Here is a 16,349-nt window from a genome sequence, read left to right as displayed (position 1 = left end):
CATTCGAAAAAACATATTTGTTATGACAAAAAAATACCCGACCTGAGCCGGGTATTCGATGCGCTACTCGCGGTTAGCGGCGGGCGCGTACTATCTGATATTTACGCGTCAGATATTCTACCGGCGCGCTCCAGACGTGCACCAGACGTGTGAACGGGAACAGCAGGAAGATAGTCATGCCCAGCACCAGATGAACGCGGAAGATAAACGCCACGCCTTCCAGGTGCTCAGACGCGCCGCCGCGGAAGGTCACCACGCTCTGCGCCCAGCCCACCAGCTTCATCATTTCGCTGCCGTCCATATGCTGGGCGGAGAACGGAATAGTGCCGAGGCCTAACGCACACTGCACCATCAAAATGCTGAGGATAAGAATATCCGCTGGCGTCGAGGTTGCACGAATACGCGGGTTAAACAGGCGGCGTTTCAACAGCAGCAGGCCGCCCACCAGCGTCATCACACCGCAGGCACCGCCCGCGATCATCGCCATTTTTTGCTTCACGTCCACGGGCAGGAAGGATTCATACATCCAGTGCGGCGTCAGCATGCCGAGGAAATGGCCGGCAAAAATCCCCAGAATACCGAAGTGGAACAGGTTGGAAGCCATGTTCATACCCTTCGGATCCAGCATCTGGCTGGAGGCGGCGCGCCAGGTATACTGCCCGTAGTCATAGCGCAGCCAGCTGCCCACCAGAAATACCGTCCCGCACAGGTACGGATAGATATCAAAGAAGAATACGCTCAGGAAATGCATTATTGCTGCCCTCCGATTTCGAGATACTGCGGAGCAACCGCCCCGGCAAAGCGGCGTTGATGGCTGGAGATCTCAGACTCTCCGCAGCCCGCCTCGGCGATAAATTTGACCTGCTCCTCTTCCCACACCGCGTCCAGCGCCTGCGGGGTATCGTCGCGTGCTTCATCGGCAATCTGCTTGCCTACGCTTTCCGCGCTGACATCACTTGCCGACAGAGCCAACAGCATATCGAACAGCAGCGCATAGTCGCTTTCCCGCTGTTTGAGGCGTGCGCTAAGCAGCGCCAGAATCGGGGCGATATCCTGCAGACCGCCGCGTGCCTCGCCTTCCGGCTGCTGGGAAAGATATTCCAGATACAGCGGCAGATGGTCCGGCAGTTCGCGGCTGTCGATTTCCAGCCCGGCGCGCTGATACTGATTCATCAAATTCACCATCGCCTGGCCCCGGTCGCGTGACTCGCCGTGAACGTGTTCAAACAGCAGCAGCGAAGTGGCGCGGCCACGGTCGAATAACTCGCCGTAACTGGCCTGAGCATCAAGCAGCTCGCGGCCGCAAAGCGAGGAAATGAAGCTCCCCAGTTCTGCACGCTGGGCCGAATTGAGGGCGGTGCCCTCCTTCAGCCCGGCCACAAGTTCGTCATGGTGCTGCCACAAAGCAGCATCCGGGTACTCCATCAGGCGGGAGATTATCAACAGTTCAATCATGGGTGCGGCTCCGTTTTACCGGACACATCGATGGCGTCGATGCGGCGGCTGTTGAACAGGTTGAACTTGGTATCGCTGCCGTGGCAGCCGTCGCCGAAGCTAAAGCCGCAGCCGTTACGTTCCGGGAACGCATCTGCCGCCAGCTCGCGATGGCTGGTCGGCACCACAAAGCGGTCTTCGTAGTTGGCGATAGCCAGATAGCGATACATTTCCTGAGCCTGAGCTTCGGTCAAGCCCACCTCTTCCAGCGCACGGGTATCATTCACCCCGTCCACGGTTTCAGCACGTTTGTAATGGCGCATAGCCATCATACGTTTCAGGGCGCGCAGCACCGGTGCGGTGTCACCTGCTGTCAGCAGATTCGCCAGATATTCCACAGGAATACGCAGGCTTTCTACGTCAGGCAGAATGCCGGTATGCGGCAGCTGGCCCGCATCGGCAGCGGACTGGATCGGCGACAGAGGCGGCACGTACCAGACCATCGGCAGCGTGCGGTATTCCGGGTGCAGAGGCAGCGCCAGCCTCCAGTCCATCGCCATTTTGTAAACCGGCGACTGCTGGGCCGCGTCGATAACGCTCTGCGGCACGCCGTCTTTCAGCGCCTGCTCGATAACCGCAGGATCGTTCGGGTTCAGGAACACGCCGAGCTGGCGCTCATAGAGATCCTGTTCGTTTTCGGTGCTTGCCGCTTCTTCAATCGCGTCCGCATCGTAAAGCAGCACGCCGAGGTAGCGGATGCGCCCTACGCAAGTTTCGGAGCAGACCGTCGGCATACCCGCTTCGATACGCGGATAGCAGAAGATGCACTTCTCAGACTTGCCGGTCTTCCAGTTGAAGTAGATCTTTTTGTAAGGGCAGCCGGTTACGCACATGCGCCAGCCGCGGCACTTATCCTGATCGATAAGCACGATGCCGTCTTCTTCACGCTTGTAAATAGCGCCGCTCGGGCAGGTCGCCGCACACGCCGGGTTAAGGCAGTGCTCGCACAGGCGCGGAAGATACATCATGAAGGTATTTTCAAACTGGCCGTACATCGCCTTCTGCATGTTCTGGAAGTTCTGATCTTTAGCACGCTTCTCAAACTCGCCGCCGAGGATCTCTTCCCAGTTCGGGCCTGCTTCGATTTTGTTCATCCGCTGGCCGGTTATCAGCGAGCGCGGACGGGCGATCGGCTGATGCTTGCCTTCAGGCGCGTTATGCAGATGCTGGTAGTCGTAATCAAACGGCTCGTAGTAATCATCGATGCCCGGCAGGTGCGGGTTAGCGAAGATTTTGCCCAGCAGCATGGCGCGGTTGCCCATGCGCGGCTGGAGCTTACCGTTGATTTTACGGATCCAGCCACCTTTCCATTTTTCCTGGTTTTCCCAGTCGTTCGGGTAGCCAATGCCGGGTTTGGTTTCGACGTTGTTAAACCACGCGTACTCCATCCCTTCGCGGCTGGTCCAGACGTTTTTACAGGTCACCGAACAGGTGTGGCAGCCGATGCATTTATCAAGGTTCAGCACCATGCCGACTTGTGAACGAATTTTCATTTTACGCTCTCCTGTTTCTGGTCGTTACCTTCGCCATCTAACCAGTTAATCTCTTTCATCTTGCGCACCACCACGAACTCATCGCGGTTGGAGCCCACCGTGCCGTAATAGTTGAAGCCGTATGCCAGCTGCGCGTAACCGCCAATCATATGCGTGGGTTTAGGGCTAATACGGGTCACCGAGTTATGAATACCGCCGCGCTGGCCGGTTATCTCAGAACCCGGCAGGTTCACAATGCGCTCCTGGGCGTGGTACATCATGGTCATCCCGTCAGGAATACGCTGGCTCACTACCGCACGCGCGGTCAGGGCACCGTTTTTGTTGAACACTTCAATCCAGTCGTTATCCGCAATGCCAAGATCTTTAGCATCCGACTCGCTCATCCAGACAATCGGCCCGCCGCGCGACAGCGTCAGCATCAGCAGGTTGTCGCTGTAGGTAGAGTGAATGCCCCATTTCTGGTGCGGCGTCAGGAAGTTCAGCGCCTTCTCAGGGTTACCGTTGGACTTGGTGCCCATGACGCCTTTTACCGAACGGGTATCAATTGGCGGACGGTAAACCAGCAGGCTTTCGCCGAAGTCGCGCATCCACTGATGATCCTGATAAAGCTGCTGACGGCCGGAAAGCGTACGCCATGGGATCATCTCGTGAACGTTGGTGTAACCCGCGCTGTAGGAAACATGCTCATCCTCAAGGCCTGACCAGGTCGGGCTGGAGATGATTTTGCGCGGCTGCGCCTGAATATCGCGGAAGCGAATTTTTTCGTCTTCTTTATTGGTCGCCAGATGCGTATGGTCGCGGCCGGTAAACTCACCGAGCGCGGCCCAGGCCTTCACCGCAACCTGGCCGTTGGTTTCCGGTGCCAGGGTGAGGATCACTTCAGCAGCATCAATCGCGGAGTTGATCATCGGCTGGCCTTTTGCCGGGCCGTCTGCTTTCTCGTAGTTGAGCTTGCGCAGCAGATCCATCTCGCTTTGGGTGTTCCAGGAAATGCCTTTCCCGCCGTTGCCGATTTTTTCCATCAGCGGGCCAACCGAGGTGAAGCGCTCGTAGGTTGCCGGATAATCACGCTCAACCACCATAAGGTGCGGCGCAGTTTTCCCCGGGATCAGGTCGCATTCACCTTTCTTCCAGTCCTGCACGCCGTAAGGCTGAGCCAGTTCGGCGGCGGAGTCATGCTGAATAGGCAGCGTAACCACGTCGGTTTCTTTACCGAGATGGCCAACACAGACTTCTGAGAATTTCTTCGCGATGGCTTTATAAATTTCCCAGTCGCTTTTTGACTCCCAGGCCGGGTCAACTGCGGCAGAAAGCGGGTGAATAAACGGATGCATATCCGAGGTATTCATATCGTCTTTCTCATACCAGGTTGCCGTCGGCAGCACGATATCGGAATACAGGCAGGTGCTGGACAGGCGGAAGTCCAGAGTCACCACCAGGTCCAGCTTGCCGTCGAGGCCGTTATCGACCCACTCAACTTCTTCCGGCATCACGCCGCCTTCCTGGCCCAGGTCTTTACCCTGGATACCGTTTTCGGTTCCCAGCAGGTATTTGAGCATGTACTCATGCCCTTTACCGGAGGAGCCAAGCAGGTTGGAACGCCAGACAAACAGGTTGCGTGGATGGTTATTGCCCGCGTCCGGCTGTTCGGAGGCGAAACGGATCCCGCCTGATTTCAGCTGTTCGGCGGTATAATCAGCCGGGGACATACCGGCGGCTTTCGCCTGCTGCGCAATGTGCAGCGGGTTGGTGTTCAGCTGCGGAGCGGAAGGCAACCAGCCCATACGCTCGGCGCGCACGTTGAAGTCAATCAGGTGGCCGCTGTAGCGGGATTTATCCGCCAGCGGTGACAGCAGCTCTTCCGCCGTCAGCGACTCATAGCGCCACTGGCTGGAATGGTTGTAGAAGAACGAGGTGCTGTTCATATGGCGCGGCGGACGCTGCCAGTCGAGCGCAAACGCCAGAGGCTGCCAGCCGGTCTGCGGACGCAGTTTTTCCTGGCCGACATAGTGCGCCCAGCCGCCGCCGCTCTGGCCAACACAGCCGCAGAAGATCAGCATATTGATCAGGCCACGGTAGTTGCTGTCCATGTGGAACCAGTGGTTCAGACCGGCGCCGACGATAATCATTGAACGGCCATGGGTCTTGTTAGCGTTATCGGCAAATTCGCGTGCGATGCGGATAATGTGCTGGCGCGGCACGCCGGTAATCTGCTCAGCCCAGGCCGGAGTATAGGCTTTTACATCGTCGTAGCTGCTGGCGCAGTTTTCGTCGCCCAGGCCACGGTCAAGGCCATAGTTAGCCAGGGTGAGATCGTAAACGGTGGTGACCAGCGCGCTGCTGCCGTCCGCCAGTTGGATACGTTTGACCGGCAGTTTGTGCAGCAGAACGTTTTCCAGCTTAACGTTATTGAAGTGTTCGGAGCTTTCGCCGCCAAAATACGGGAACCCGACTTCGGCTACCTCGTCATGGCTGCCCAGCAGGCTCAGGCGCAGTTCGGCTTCTTCGCCGCTGGTGCCGTCGCGCTGCTCAAGGTTCCATTTGCCCTTCTCGCCCCAGCGGAAGCCGATGGAGCCGTTCGGCGCGCTCAGGTCGCCGGTGGTGTCGTTCAGGGCTACGGTTTTCCACTGCGGATTGTTTTCCTGACCGAGGTTATCCACCAGATCGGCAGCGCGCAGCATACGGCCTGCGGCGTAGAAGCCGTCGCGCTCTTCGAGCATCACCAGCATCGGCATGTCGGTGTAGCGGCGAACATAGTCGGTGAAATACTGGCTGGGATTATCGAGATGGAACTCGCGCAGCATAACGTGGCCCATCGCCAGCGCCATCGCGGCATCGGTCCCCTGCTTAGGCGACAACCACTGGTCGCAAAGCTTGGCGATTTCGGCGTAATCCGGGGTGACGGCAACGGTTTTGGTGCCCTTGTAGCGAACTTCAGTGAAGAAGTGCGCATCCGGCGTACGGGTCTGCGGCACGTTAGAGCCCCAGGCGATGATGTAGCTGGAGTTGTACCAGTCGGCGGACTCAGGTACGTCGGTTTGCTCGCCCCAGGTCATCGGCGAAGCCGGCGGCAGGTCGCAATACCAGTCATAGAAGCTCAGGCAGGTACCGCCGATAAGCGACAGATAGCGCGCGCCGGAAGCATAAGAAACCATCGACATCGCCGGGATAGGCGAGAAGCCCGCGATGCGGTCCGGGCCGAAGGTTTTTGCGGTAAAAACGTTGGCGGCGGCAATCAGTTCGTTCACTTCCTGCCAGCTTGAGCGCACAAAGCCCCCGCGTCCACGCGCCTGCTTATAGCTTTTGGCTTTTTCAGGATCGTTGATAATTGAAGCCCAGGCGTTTACCGGGTCGCTGTGCTGCACTTTTGCTTCACGCCAGAGTTTGATCAGGCGTTTACGCATCAGCGGGTATTTCAGGCGGTTGGCGCTGTAGAGATACCAGGAGTAGCTGGCGCCGCGAGGGCAACCGCGTGGCTCGTGGTTAGGCATATCGGGGCGGGTGCGCGGGTAATCGGTTTGCTGGGTTTCCCAGGTGACCAGGCCGCTTTTAACATAAATCTTCCAGCTACAGGAGCCGGTGCAGTTCACGCCGTGAGTAGAACGAACCACTTTGTCGTGCTGCCAGCGCTGGCGGTAACCTTCCTCCCAGTCGCGGTTGGTGTCGAGCAGTTGGCCATGTCCATTGGCAAAAGTTTCGCCCTTCTGTTTGAAGTAACGAAACCGGTCGAGGAATTTGCTCATCGGGGTTCTCCTGATGTGGAGCCTGCAGGCTCTTCTGGTGAAATCGACATTGCTGAATGACAGGAAAGTTAACGCTTAGAAAGCATAGGATATTTGATGATGATCAACTGCTCCGGGTGTGGTCTTTCACCAGAAACGAAGATCTACCACCAAAGTATAATCACGGAAAATCCTGTAACTTAATGTATTTTAAGGATTAAAAATAACACCTCGTTATCATGGGGGTAAAGGATTCATCCCTACAGGTATTAAGGGGTAGAGACTCACAAATGCGTCGCTTTCCGCTGCATAAGGCAAAAAAAAGCGCGACCGAAGCCGCGCAAAGGGATAACCAAAGGTTAAATCGTTTAACGTGAAGATTTACGGCCGTAAACCGCCCAGGTAATCACCACGCAGACAATGTAGAACACCAGGAAGACTTTCATCGCCCCTGCGGGAGAGCCGGTTAATGCCAGAGAGGTCCCGAAGGCTTTAGGAATGAAGAAGCCACCAATCGCGCCAATGGCCGAAATAAAGCCCAGCGCGGCCGCGGTGTCGGTTGCCGCCTCACGCATCGCGTGCTCATCGCTGCCGCCCGCCGCCTTGACTCTGTCCATAGTCAGCTTACGGAAGATAACGGAAATCATCTGGAAGGTTGAGCCGCTGCCCAGACCCGCAGTGAGGAACAGCATCAGGAACACGCCGAAGAATGCGATAAAGTTGCCGCCCTCGCCGTTGGTCGGCAGCGTAGTGAACAGCAGCGCGCTGAATACCGCCATCAGGATAAAGTTATACAGCGAGACGCGGATCCCGCCCCAGCGGTCGGAAATAGCACCGCCGGCCGAACGAGCCAGCGCGCCAAAGAGCGGGCCGAAGAAGGCAAAGTGGAGAATATTCACGTCCGGGAACTGGGTTTTGGACAGCATCGCAAACCCTGCGGAGAAGCCGATGAACGAGCCAAAGGTCGCCAGATAGAGCACGCCCAGCACCCAAAGATGCCCGCGTTTAAGCACCGGGAGCTGTTCACGCAGCGACGCTTTCGAGGCGGAGAGATCGTTCATGCCAAACCATGCGGCAATAGTGAAAATGGCCAGGAACGGCACCCAGATCCACGCGGCATTTTCCAGGAACAGCATCGTGCCGTCGCCCTGTTCAACGCCCTTACCGCCAAATACCGCAAACATTGACGCAGAGATAACCAGCGGAGCCACCAGCTGCATCACGCTGACGCCCATATTTCCCAGGCCGCCGTTAATCCCTAAAGCGCCACCCTGCTTCGCCTTCGGGAAGAAGAAGCTGATGTTAGCCATGCTGGAAGCAAAGTTCGCACCGGCAAAACCGCACAGCAGCGAGATGATGATGAAGGTATTGAAAGAGGTGCTGGTATCCTGCACCGCAAAGCCCAGCCACACGCACGGAATAATTAAAATCCCGGTGCTGAACGCCGTCCAGCGGCGGCCGCCAAATACCGGCACCATAAATGAATACGGCACGCGCAGCAGTGCGCCGGAAACCGAAGGCAGCGCGGTAAGCATAAACAGCTGGTCGGTAGAGAAATTAAATCCAACTTTGTTAAGGTTGACCGCTACGGCGCTAAACAACATCCAGACGCAGAACGCCAACAGCAGGCTGGGAACTGAAATCCACAGGTTACGGCTGGCAATACGGTGACCTTTTTGCTGCCAGAACTGCGGGTCCTCCGGCCGCCAGTCGGTAATCAGTGCGTCCGAGGACTTCTCGGTTGCGGGGGACTGTGACATAAACACCTCAATTTGTGTGAGTAACTGCTGCAACCTTAGGGTTATGGAGTGGAGATTAGTTGATGCAAATCAATGGATAATCCATCTCTGCGCGGGGCAAAAATGCCCCCTCATTCTTTGTGAGTAAGCCTTTTCGGTAAAAAATATGTGGTTTTTCACATCCCTGACTAACGTTATGGTTAAACGAATAGAACAACCTGCCACCTTTGGCAATTTAGGGGTAATCCTTAGGGGGTATGGGTATACTCCAGGGGATGCCTGAAAATAGCGCCACCTTCCGAATCAACCGCCCGGAGCCCGTACATCAATGCTAAAACGCCTGTTCTCCCCCCTTTCGCTGGTAAACCAGCTGGCGCTGGTCGTGATGCTGCTTGCGTTGCTGAGCGTGGCGGGAATGGGAGCGGCAGGATGGCTGGCGCAGGGCATATCCGGTAACGCCCACGCTATTAACAAAACCGGCTCAATGCGTATGCAGAGTTACCGCCTGCTGTCGGCAATTCCTCTTTCGGAGCAGGACTCGGTATTACTTCGCGAAATGGAACAGACCACCTGGAGCGACGAATTGCGCCTCGCCGCCCAGCGCGACGGCCAGCAGGCGAAGCTCAAACAGCTACAAGACTACTGGCGTACCACGCTTGAACCGGCGCTCACGCAGGCCCAGACGCCCCATCAGGTCGAACCCGAGGTCAAACATTTCGTCGCCAGTATTGATGAACTGGTTAGCTCCTTCGACCGCACCACGGAAATGCGTCTGCATCACGTTATTTTGCTCCAGCAGGGAATGGCCCTGCTGCTTGGCCTGCTGATTATCTTCACCCTTATCTGGCTGAGAAAACGGCTGCTGAAACCCTGGCGCCAGCTGCTGGCCATGGCCGTTGCTATTGGCAAACGAGATTTCACCCAGCGCGTGAACGTGCGTGGCCGTGACGAGATGGCTACCCTGGGGATTGCGCTGAACAGCATGTCCGGCGAGCTGGCGCAGAGCTATGCCGTGCTTGAGCGCCGGGTGCGGGAAAAGACCGCCGGTCTGGAACAAAAAAACCAGATGCTGTCGTTCCTCTACCAGGCAAACCGTCGCCTGCACTCCCGAAACCCGCTGTGCCAGCGCATTTCGCCGGTGCTGAGCGAGCTGCAGGAATTAACCCCGCTGCACGGCATTGAGCTGCGGGTTTATGAATACGAAGACGAAGAAAACTACCAGGAATTTACCTTCCAGCCGGACGCGCGCTGTAATGCCCAGGGCTGCCAGCTTTGCCCGGCCAGCGGCTACAGCGTGCCGCAGGGCTCCAGCACGCTAAAATGGCGGCTGACGGATAACCAGATTCAGTACGGCCTGGTGCTGGCCCAACTGCCTCAGGGCAGCAGCCTGACCGACGACCAGCAGCAGCTTATCGCCACGCTGATGGAGCTGCTTACGGCCACGCTCGCCATGGAGCGCCAGTATGAGCACCAGCAGCAGCTGGTCGTGATGGAAGAGCGTTCGGCTATTGCAAGGGAGCTGCACGACTCTATCGCCCAGTCTCTTTCCTGTATGAAGATGCAGGTTAGCTGCCTGCAAATGCAGGGCGAAGCGTTACCCGAGCAGAGCAAAACCCTGCTGGAGCAGATTCGCGGCGAGCTGAATACCTCGTGGCGACAGCTGCGCGAACTGCTGACCACCTTCCGTCTACAGCTTACCGAACCCGGCCTGCGCCCGGCGCTCGAGGCCAGCTGCCAGGAGTTCAGCGAAAAATTCGGCTTCCCGGTGACGCTGGACTATCAGCTTCCTCCCCGTCTGGTGCCTTCCCACCAGGCAATTCACCTGGTGCAAATCGCCCGCGAGGCAATGAATAACAGTTTAAAACACGCCGATGCCAGCGCCTGCGGCATCAGCGTGACCCGCCAGGGAAGTCAGGTTCGCCTGACGGTATGGGATAACGGCCGCGGCATTCCCGATAGCGCGGAGCGCAGCAACCATTACGGCCTTATAATCATGCGTGACCGCGCGCAAACCTTACAGGGTGACTGCCAGGTCCGAGCCCGCCCCTGCGGCGGCACGGAAGTGATAGTCAACTTTATGCCCGAATCACCGCTTTCTTCCACGACAAGGAGTGAAGAATGAGCCACCAGGAAGCAGCAACCATTTTGCTGATTGACGATCATCCCATGATGCGTACCGGCGTTAAACAGCTTATCAGCATGGCACCGGAGCTTGCCGTCGTGGGGGAAGCCGGCAACGGCGAACAGGGCGTTCAGCTTGCCGAGTCGCTCGATCCGGACCTGATCCTGCTCGATCTCAACATGCCGGGGATGAACGGCCTGGAAACCCTCGACTGCCTGCGCGAGAAAGCGCTTTCCGGGCGAATTGTGGTGTTCAGCGTCTCCAACCACGAAGAAGATGTGGTGACAGCCCTGAAACGCGGCGCGGATGGTTATCTCCTGAAAGATATGGAGCCAGAAGATTTGCTCAAGGCGCTCCAGCAGGCCGCTGCCGGTGAAATGGTATTGAGCGAAGCGCTGACGCCGGTGCTGGCGGCAAGCCTGAGGGCCAACCGCTCGACTTCCGACCGGGACGTTAACCAGCTTACGCCGCGCGAGCGCGACATTCTGAAGCTGATTGCCCAGGGACTGCCGAACAAAATGATCGCCCGCCGCCTGGATATCACCGAAAGCACGGTGAAAGTCCACGTTAAGCACCTGCTGAAGAAGATGAAGCTCAAATCACGCGTTGAAGCAGCTGTCTGGGTACACCAGGAGCGCATTTTCTGAATGCCGGTTACTCTCCCGGCATCAGCGAATAGCGCGAGTCGTTTTCAGGGTTGATCAACAGCGGCGCGGCAAGTTTGAGCGTTACCCAGTTCGAGGTCGTCCGCTGCCCTTTCTCATCTTCGATAGTGACCGACAGGCGATATTCGTTATCCGCCCCTTCCTGCCACGCTGGCAGAATAATACTCCAGCCCTCCGCGCTACGCGCCTGGGCTGGCGGAGTCAGGCTTAACGCCCGGGTGTCCCCCTGCCACGAAACATTACGGATGCCGTGAGGCGCGCGAACCTGTAGCTTAAGCGCCACGGTTTCACCCGGCTGAGGCTGCCACGGCGGCGTAGCCAGAAACACCGACAAGGTTTTACGCTGGCGATACTGCATCACCGGCACCGATTCTCGCTCTACGCTGTCATAGCGGCTACCGCGTAGGGAACTGGTGGTCGCCACCTCATCCGCCGAGAGCTGTTTTTGCAGCGGCACGCCAAAGCGGTAGTTAAGCTTCAGGCCAAGGTTTTCCTGCGCCGTCCCGCTTTCCCCCTGCTTGTGCTGCGCGGTCAGCGTCACCAGCGGCACCGGGGTGTAGTTTATCCCCATCGTCACGGCCACCGGATTACGATAACCGGTATCGTTATTAAATAAAGTTACACTGTCACCAAAATACTGTTCAAAGCTCAGGCTGGTATTGATGTGCCGGTAAAACGGGAGCCTGGCCTGCGCCGTAACGTCATAACCGCGGGCAAGCCGCTGTTCGAGCGTTTCCGTTTCGCCGCGCCAGCCGTTTAGCGGCTGATAATAGTTGGCGGAAAGCCGCAGGTATTCTCCCCAGGCCTCTGCGCCAAAGCCTGCCCGCTGTAGCCGGGTGACCAGCTGATTATCATAAAAGGTGTTGTAGCCAAGCAGCCACTTCCCGGCAACCCAGCGCTGCCCGACGCCAAAATTACCCACGGCGCCGCTATTTTGCTGACTGAGGCCAAGCTGGCTCCAGGTAAGATAGCGGTTGTTGTCCTGCCAGGGGGTAAACAGCGCCCCGCTGCTTCCCGCCCAGCTGCCGTGCTCGTCCACGAGCAAATTAAAGCTGGCTTTGCCCCAAGGCGAGAGCAGCGACTGGGCTTCGTCGGTGACTTTATCGGCCAGCACATCGCGCAGGCTGGTAAAGGCAAACAGGCGCGCCTGGTCACCGGCGTCCAGCCCGTTGTCGGTCATGCTGTCTTCCCCGAACTTTTTTGCCATCGCCGCAATTTTGCGCGCGGCGGCATCGGACTCAGGAGCCAGCCCCAGACTGGGCAATTCCTCTGAAGACTGTGAGAAGGGATTTTCGGCGGCCTGAATGAATCGGTTTGAGGTATCCATCGCCCCTCCCACGTCAGGGAGCAGGCCAGGCAAAATGATAAGCGGAACGACTAATCTACGCATTTCTTAATTATAACATAATGATTTGTTAAGTAAGCAGTACCCGCCTGCGCCCCTCAGCGCTACACTGACGGCACCCTAACTTGCCACAAGCCAAAGGAGAATCAAGTGCAAAAAATCGTGATTATTGCCAACGGGGCGGCCTACGGCAGCGAGTCGCTGTTTAACAGCCTGCGCCTGGCTATCGCCCTGCGTGAGCGTGAACCGCAGCCTGAAGTGAAGCTATTTTTAATGTCCGACGCGGTAACCGCCGGCCTGCGCGGGCAAAAACCGGCCGAGGGCTACAATATTCAGCAAATGCTGGAGATCCTCACCGCTCAAAACGTGCCGGTAAAATTATGCAAAACCTGCACCGACGGGCGCGGTATCAGCGGGCTGCCGCTGGTTGACGGCGTGCTCATAGGTACCCTGGTTGAGCTGGCAGAGTGGACGCTGGAGGCGGATAAAGTCTTAACATTCTAATAGTTCCGGCGCGGCAATATTTTTTGCTTATACTCCCTGTCGCGCCATCAAGTTACCTGCTTAAGTTGCCGATATTTCAGTTAGGACAACACAGCAGGATAATAAATATGATTAGATCTATTCGTACACGCATTCTTTTAGTTACGGCGATTTGCCTGGTCTCAGCTTTATGTCTCAACACCTTTATCAACTACTACGTCACCAGCCGCGATAATCAGCAGTCCCTCAGCGCGACATTAACCAGCACCAGTCTCAGCCATTCGGTAGCGATTAGCGACTGGGTGAACGGTAAAATGACCATCATCCATTCCCTCGAAGGCGTAGCGTTAAGCGATGATCCTATCCCGGTTTTCCGCCAGCTTGCCGCTGCGGGAGGGTTTACCAATATCTACGTTGGCTATGCCAGCAAAACCGCGAAGTTCTCCGACCCAACCGGGGTTCCGGCTGACTTCGACCCTACGGGACGCCCCTGGTATCAGCAGGTCGTTAAAGACGATGCGCCCGTGGTTACCGCTCCCTACGTCGATGCGGGAACCGGCAAGCTTGTCGTGACTTTTGCTGTGCCAATCAAACAGGACGGCGCGTTAAAAGCCGTTGTGGCAGGCGATGTCGCGCTGGACAGCGTTATCGCCAACGTACGCAGCATTCATCCGACCCCCAACAGCAGCGGATTATTGCTTAATAACGACGGCACCCTGATTGCAGCCCAGGATCCAGCGATGACGCTCAAACCCATTACCGATGCGGTAAAACAGGCAGATTTGAATCAGCTGCTCGGCGGCGACCGCCGTACCAGCGGCAATATTGCCGACCGGGAGAAACAGCTGATGGCAAGCCCCATCGCCGGTACGCACTGGTATATGGTGGTCGCTTTGGATGAGCAAGATGCCACCTCCGGGATGCGCTCCCTGCTGAAGGCTTCGGCGATAGCACTCCTGGTGCTGGTGCTGATTTCCGGCGGCGTCATACACCTGCTGGTGGGCAAAGTTATGGCTCGCCTGGGCACTATCCGGGACGGCATGCGCGCCATCAGCAGCGGCACCAATGATCTTTCGCAGCGCCTGCCGGAAACCGGCCACGACGAGGTGACCGAAATTGCGCACGCCTTTAACGCCTTTAGCGACAAGCTGGGGCTGGTAATGATGCAGCTCAGGGACTCCAGCGCCTCGGTCAAGGTTGCGGCAAACGAAATTGCCGCCGGTAACCAGGATCTTTCTGCCCGTACCGAGCAAGCCGCTTCCAGCCTGCGTGAAACCGCCAGCGCCGTTGAGCAAATCACCGCCTCGGTTGCCAACTCCAACGAATCCGCCGCCCAGGCGAATACTCAGGCCCACAGCGCAAGCGAAGCGGCAGAACGCGGCGGCGAAGTGGTGTCCAAAGTGATTACCACCATGCAGGCCATCGAGCAGGCCTCCGGCAAAATTGGCGATATCACCAGCGTCATCGACAGCATTGCCTTCCAGACCAATATTCTTGCGCTGAATGCCGCAGTCGAAGCCGCCCGCGCCGGAGAACAGGGGCGAGGTTTTGCCGTAGTAGCGGGTGAAGTGCGTAACCTGGCGAGCCGCAGCGCCCAGGCGGCAAAAGAGATTAAAGGCCTGATTGACTCCACCACCGGCAGCGTCGCCGACGGCTCTCTTTACGTTCGTCAGGCGGGTGAAGCGATGGGCAAAATCGAGCACAGCGTGGGAAGCGTGCTGGGTATTATGCGGGAGATAAATATCGCCACCGGGGAGCAAATGAAAGGCATCCAGGAAATTAACCACGCGGTGAGCCATCTTGACCGCATGGTGCAGCAAAACGCCGAGCTGGTTGTACAGTCCGCCGCCGCCGCACAAGCGCTGCAAACCCAGGCCGGGGAATTAGCGGAAACCGCCGGGCATTTCCGTATTTAATGATGTGCCGGCGGGCGTTTGCCAACGAAACGCTCGTCGGCTGAATGGTTTCAGGCACAATGTCATTATTGTTGAATCGTTGCGGCGTTTTTTGATCAAAATCAGCATTGCTCCCCCTTCGCTCTGGTGTGATGCAAAGAGTGATTTGTGAACAACATCACTTAGTGAAGCGGTACCTTTGGGGGCCTGAGGTCATGATTGATGCGGGAGCGGAGTGAAAAATGCCTGTAGTAAAAGCCAGTCTGAAACTTTTTGGCGGCGATACCGTGGTGGTTCGCTGTTCGGATAGCTGTCATATCCATTTGATGTGCGCCTCGGAAAACCGCGGCAGGCCGCAGGAAGATATTCTGAGCGTGCAAAACCGCCAGTCTGCCTACATCCCCGTGCCCTATAGCGGCACATGGAAAGTGCTGATCGACAGCCACAGCCAGTCGCTTGAGCACTCCATCAGCTTTGTTCCGGCCTGATAAATAGTAAGGCCACCGCAGGGTGGCCTTTTTAATACTTACACAAAACCGGGCTGTAGCCCGACGTCGCCTTCTTCGCCACGGCCGTTCAGCCACGCGCGCACCTGGTTTGCCAGCTCCGACATTCGGTCATCCTGCATACCGCGGTTCTTCATCTCCTGTTCCAGGGAGAAAAGATACTGAGCGTTGGTGCCGAGCGGGCCGCTGGCCGAGCCGATAAGCGGCGCGATGGTTTCCGCGCGGGTATCTGCCTCATAGAGCGGATGACGCGGGTCCATAATAAACACCAGCACATTTACCGAGCGACCATCGTCCAGCTCCAGCTTGCACCAGGTAGGCAGATAGCAGCCGGTTATCATCTCGCGCTTCCAGACCAGCGTAAGCTCCTCTTCGAGGATCGCTTCCGGCAGGCGGTAAGCAAGGCCCGTCGTGCGCCCTCCTTCCTTCAGCGCCAGCATGCGTCCGGGACGGCAAGCCGTACCTCGCCCCGCCGTGAGGCGCAGGCAGAAGGCGCGATGCCATCCCACCAGCGTGCCGGGCGCAGACTCTTCAAATTCAAAAGCCGGGTTCCACATCAACGAACCGTAACCAAAAAGCCACACCGGGCTTTGGTCGGGGCGACAAGCAAGCGTCGCGGCAAGAGATGCCGAGCGCTGCTCAGGGGTCCACAATAACGATTCCTCAATGGCTCCAAAAGCCGTCTTACAATCCGCTTTCATTAAGAAATCACGCGTTAACACCATATACCTCCGCCACTGCATGCTTCCGTGCGACTGCACAAGCTGCGCCTTCCCGGCTTTTATTGACAACTTTTGCTTACTAATAGAGCAACATATCAAGACCATAAGCAATTCGTCGCGTACTGGCAAGTATGATGATGATCACATAACAGCAAAATTGTCA

12 protein-coding genes are annotated in these 16,349 nt (G+C 57.2%); 5 read left to right on the top strand and 7 right to left on the bottom strand.

Annotation, left to right across the window (positions count from 1 at the left end):
- Positions 1–73: 73 nt before the first annotated feature.
- The 5 genes from narI to FOC35_RS18780 all read right to left on the bottom strand — a co-directional run bounded on the left by narI (position 74) and on the right by FOC35_RS18780 (position 8,469).
- A complete protein-coding gene (gene narI / locus FOC35_RS18800) occupies positions 74–751 on the bottom strand; it encodes a respiratory nitrate reductase subunit gamma (RefSeq protein ID WP_016536753.1) in 678 nt (225 codons plus the stop codon).
- Positions 751–1,455 carry a nitrate reductase molybdenum cofactor assembly chaperone gene (gene narJ, locus FOC35_RS18795; RefSeq protein WP_172569804.1) on the bottom strand — a complete coding sequence of 235 codons (705 nt, stop codon included), beginning with the start codon at positions 1,453–1,455 and terminating at the stop codon, positions 751–753. Before narJ ends, narI begins: the two co-directional genes overlap by 1 nt.
- Positions 1,452–2,987, bottom strand: coding sequence for a nitrate reductase subunit beta (gene narH / locus FOC35_RS18790; RefSeq protein WP_172569803.1), 1,536 nt, complete (start codon positions 2,985–2,987; stop codon positions 1,452–1,454). The genes narJ and narH overlap by 4 nt, the downstream gene beginning before the upstream one ends.
- Positions 2,984–6,730, bottom strand: a complete 3,747-nt coding sequence (locus FOC35_RS18785) for a nitrate reductase subunit alpha (RefSeq protein WP_172569802.1) — start codon at positions 6,728–6,730, stop codon at positions 2,984–2,986. Before FOC35_RS18785 ends, narH begins: the two co-directional genes overlap by 4 nt.
- Positions 6,731–7,077: 347 nt before the next feature.
- A complete protein-coding gene (locus FOC35_RS18780; RefSeq protein WP_172569801.1) occupies positions 7,078–8,469 on the bottom strand; it encodes a NarK family nitrate/nitrite MFS transporter in 1,392 nt (463 codons plus the stop codon).
- Positions 8,470–8,776: 307 nt separating this feature from the next.
- On the opposite strand from FOC35_RS18780, the gene narX reads away from it, so the two are divergent.
- Both narX and narL read left to right on the top strand, forming a co-directional pair.
- Positions 8,777–10,570 carry a nitrate/nitrite two-component system sensor histidine kinase NarX gene (gene narX / locus FOC35_RS18775; RefSeq protein WP_172569800.1) on the top strand — a complete coding sequence of 598 codons (1,794 nt, stop codon included), beginning with the start codon at positions 8,777–8,779 and terminating at the stop codon, positions 10,568–10,570.
- Positions 10,567–11,217 carry a two-component system response regulator NarL gene (narL, locus tag FOC35_RS18770; protein ID WP_016536760.1) on the top strand — a complete coding sequence of 217 codons (651 nt, stop codon included), beginning with the start codon at positions 10,567–10,569 and terminating at the stop codon, positions 11,215–11,217. Before narX ends, narL begins: the two co-directional genes overlap by 4 nt.
- A 7-nt stretch (positions 11,218–11,224) precedes the next feature.
- Here the strand turns inward: narL and FOC35_RS18765 are convergent, their stop codons facing one another.
- The gene (locus FOC35_RS18765; protein WP_172569799.1) at positions 11,225–12,625 is read right to left on the bottom strand and encodes a YchO/YchP family invasin; all 1,401 of its coding nucleotides are present in this window, start codon (positions 12,623–12,625) and stop codon (positions 11,225–11,227) included.
- A gap of 105 nt (positions 12,626–12,730) precedes the next feature.
- On the opposite strand from FOC35_RS18765, the gene FOC35_RS18760 reads away from it, so the two are divergent.
- The 3 genes from FOC35_RS18760 (at position 12,731) to FOC35_RS18750 (ending at position 15,446) form a co-directional block, all read left to right on the top strand.
- On the top strand, positions 12,731–13,084 hold the full coding sequence (locus FOC35_RS18760; RefSeq protein ID WP_172569798.1) for a DsrE/DsrF/TusD sulfur relay family protein: 354 nt from the start codon (positions 12,731–12,733) through the stop codon (positions 13,082–13,084).
- Positions 13,085–13,191: 107 nt separating this feature from the next.
- Positions 13,192–14,979: a methyl-accepting chemotaxis protein gene (locus FOC35_RS18755; protein ID WP_172569797.1), complete on the top strand. Its 1,788-nt coding sequence runs from the start codon at positions 13,192–13,194 to the stop codon at positions 14,977–14,979.
- Positions 14,980–15,200: 221 nt separating this feature from the next.
- Positions 15,201–15,446, top strand: a complete 246-nt coding sequence (locus tag FOC35_RS18750) for a DUF1883 domain-containing protein (RefSeq protein ID WP_016536765.1) — start codon at positions 15,201–15,203, stop codon at positions 15,444–15,446.
- A 38-nt stretch (positions 15,447–15,484) separates the two neighbouring features.
- Here the strand turns inward: FOC35_RS18750 and FOC35_RS18745 are convergent, their stop codons facing one another.
- On the bottom strand, positions 15,485–16,186 hold the full coding sequence (locus tag FOC35_RS18745) for a gamma-glutamylcyclotransferase (protein ID WP_172570401.1): 702 nt from the start codon (positions 16,184–16,186) through the stop codon (positions 15,485–15,487).
- Between the last annotated feature and the right edge of the window lie 163 nt (positions 16,187–16,349).

The organism is Cedecea sp. FDAARGOS_727 (assembly GCF_012273235.1).
GTDB classification, from domain to species: domain Bacteria; phylum Pseudomonadota; class Gammaproteobacteria; order Enterobacterales; family Enterobacteriaceae; genus Cedecea; species Cedecea davisae.
This window is presented reverse-complemented; position numbering and strand designations above follow the sequence as displayed.

Coding starts and splice junctions, on each gene's coding strand:
- FOC35_RS18755 (WP_172569797.1), top strand. CDS start 13,192: ATGATTAGATCTATTCGTACACGCATTCTTTTAGTTACGGCGATTTGC.
- narJ (WP_172569804.1), bottom strand. CDS start 1,455: ATGATTGAACTGTTGATAATCTCCCGCCTGATGGAGTACCCGGATGCT.
- FOC35_RS18765 (WP_172569799.1), bottom strand. CDS start 12,625: ATGCGTAGATTAGTCGTTCCGCTTATCATTTTGCCTGGCCTGCTCCCT.
- narL (WP_016536760.1), top strand. CDS start 10,567: ATGAGCCACCAGGAAGCAGCAACCATTTTGCTGATTGACGATCATCCC.
- narX (WP_172569800.1), top strand. CDS start 8,777: ATGCTAAAACGCCTGTTCTCCCCCCTTTCGCTGGTAAACCAGCTGGCG.
- FOC35_RS18785 (WP_172569802.1), bottom strand. CDS start 6,730: ATGAGCAAATTCCTCGACCGGTTTCGTTACTTCAAACAGAAGGGCGAA.
- FOC35_RS18750 (WP_016536765.1), top strand. CDS start 15,201: ATGCCTGTAGTAAAAGCCAGTCTGAAACTTTTTGGCGGCGATACCGTG.
- narH (WP_172569803.1), bottom strand. CDS start 2,987: ATGAAAATTCGTTCACAAGTCGGCATGGTGCTGAACCTTGATAAATGC.
- narI (WP_016536753.1), bottom strand. CDS start 751: ATGCATTTCCTGAGCGTATTCTTCTTTGATATCTATCCGTACCTGTGC.
- FOC35_RS18780 (WP_172569801.1), bottom strand. CDS start 8,469: ATGTCACAGTCCCCCGCAACCGAGAAGTCCTCGGACGCACTGATTACC.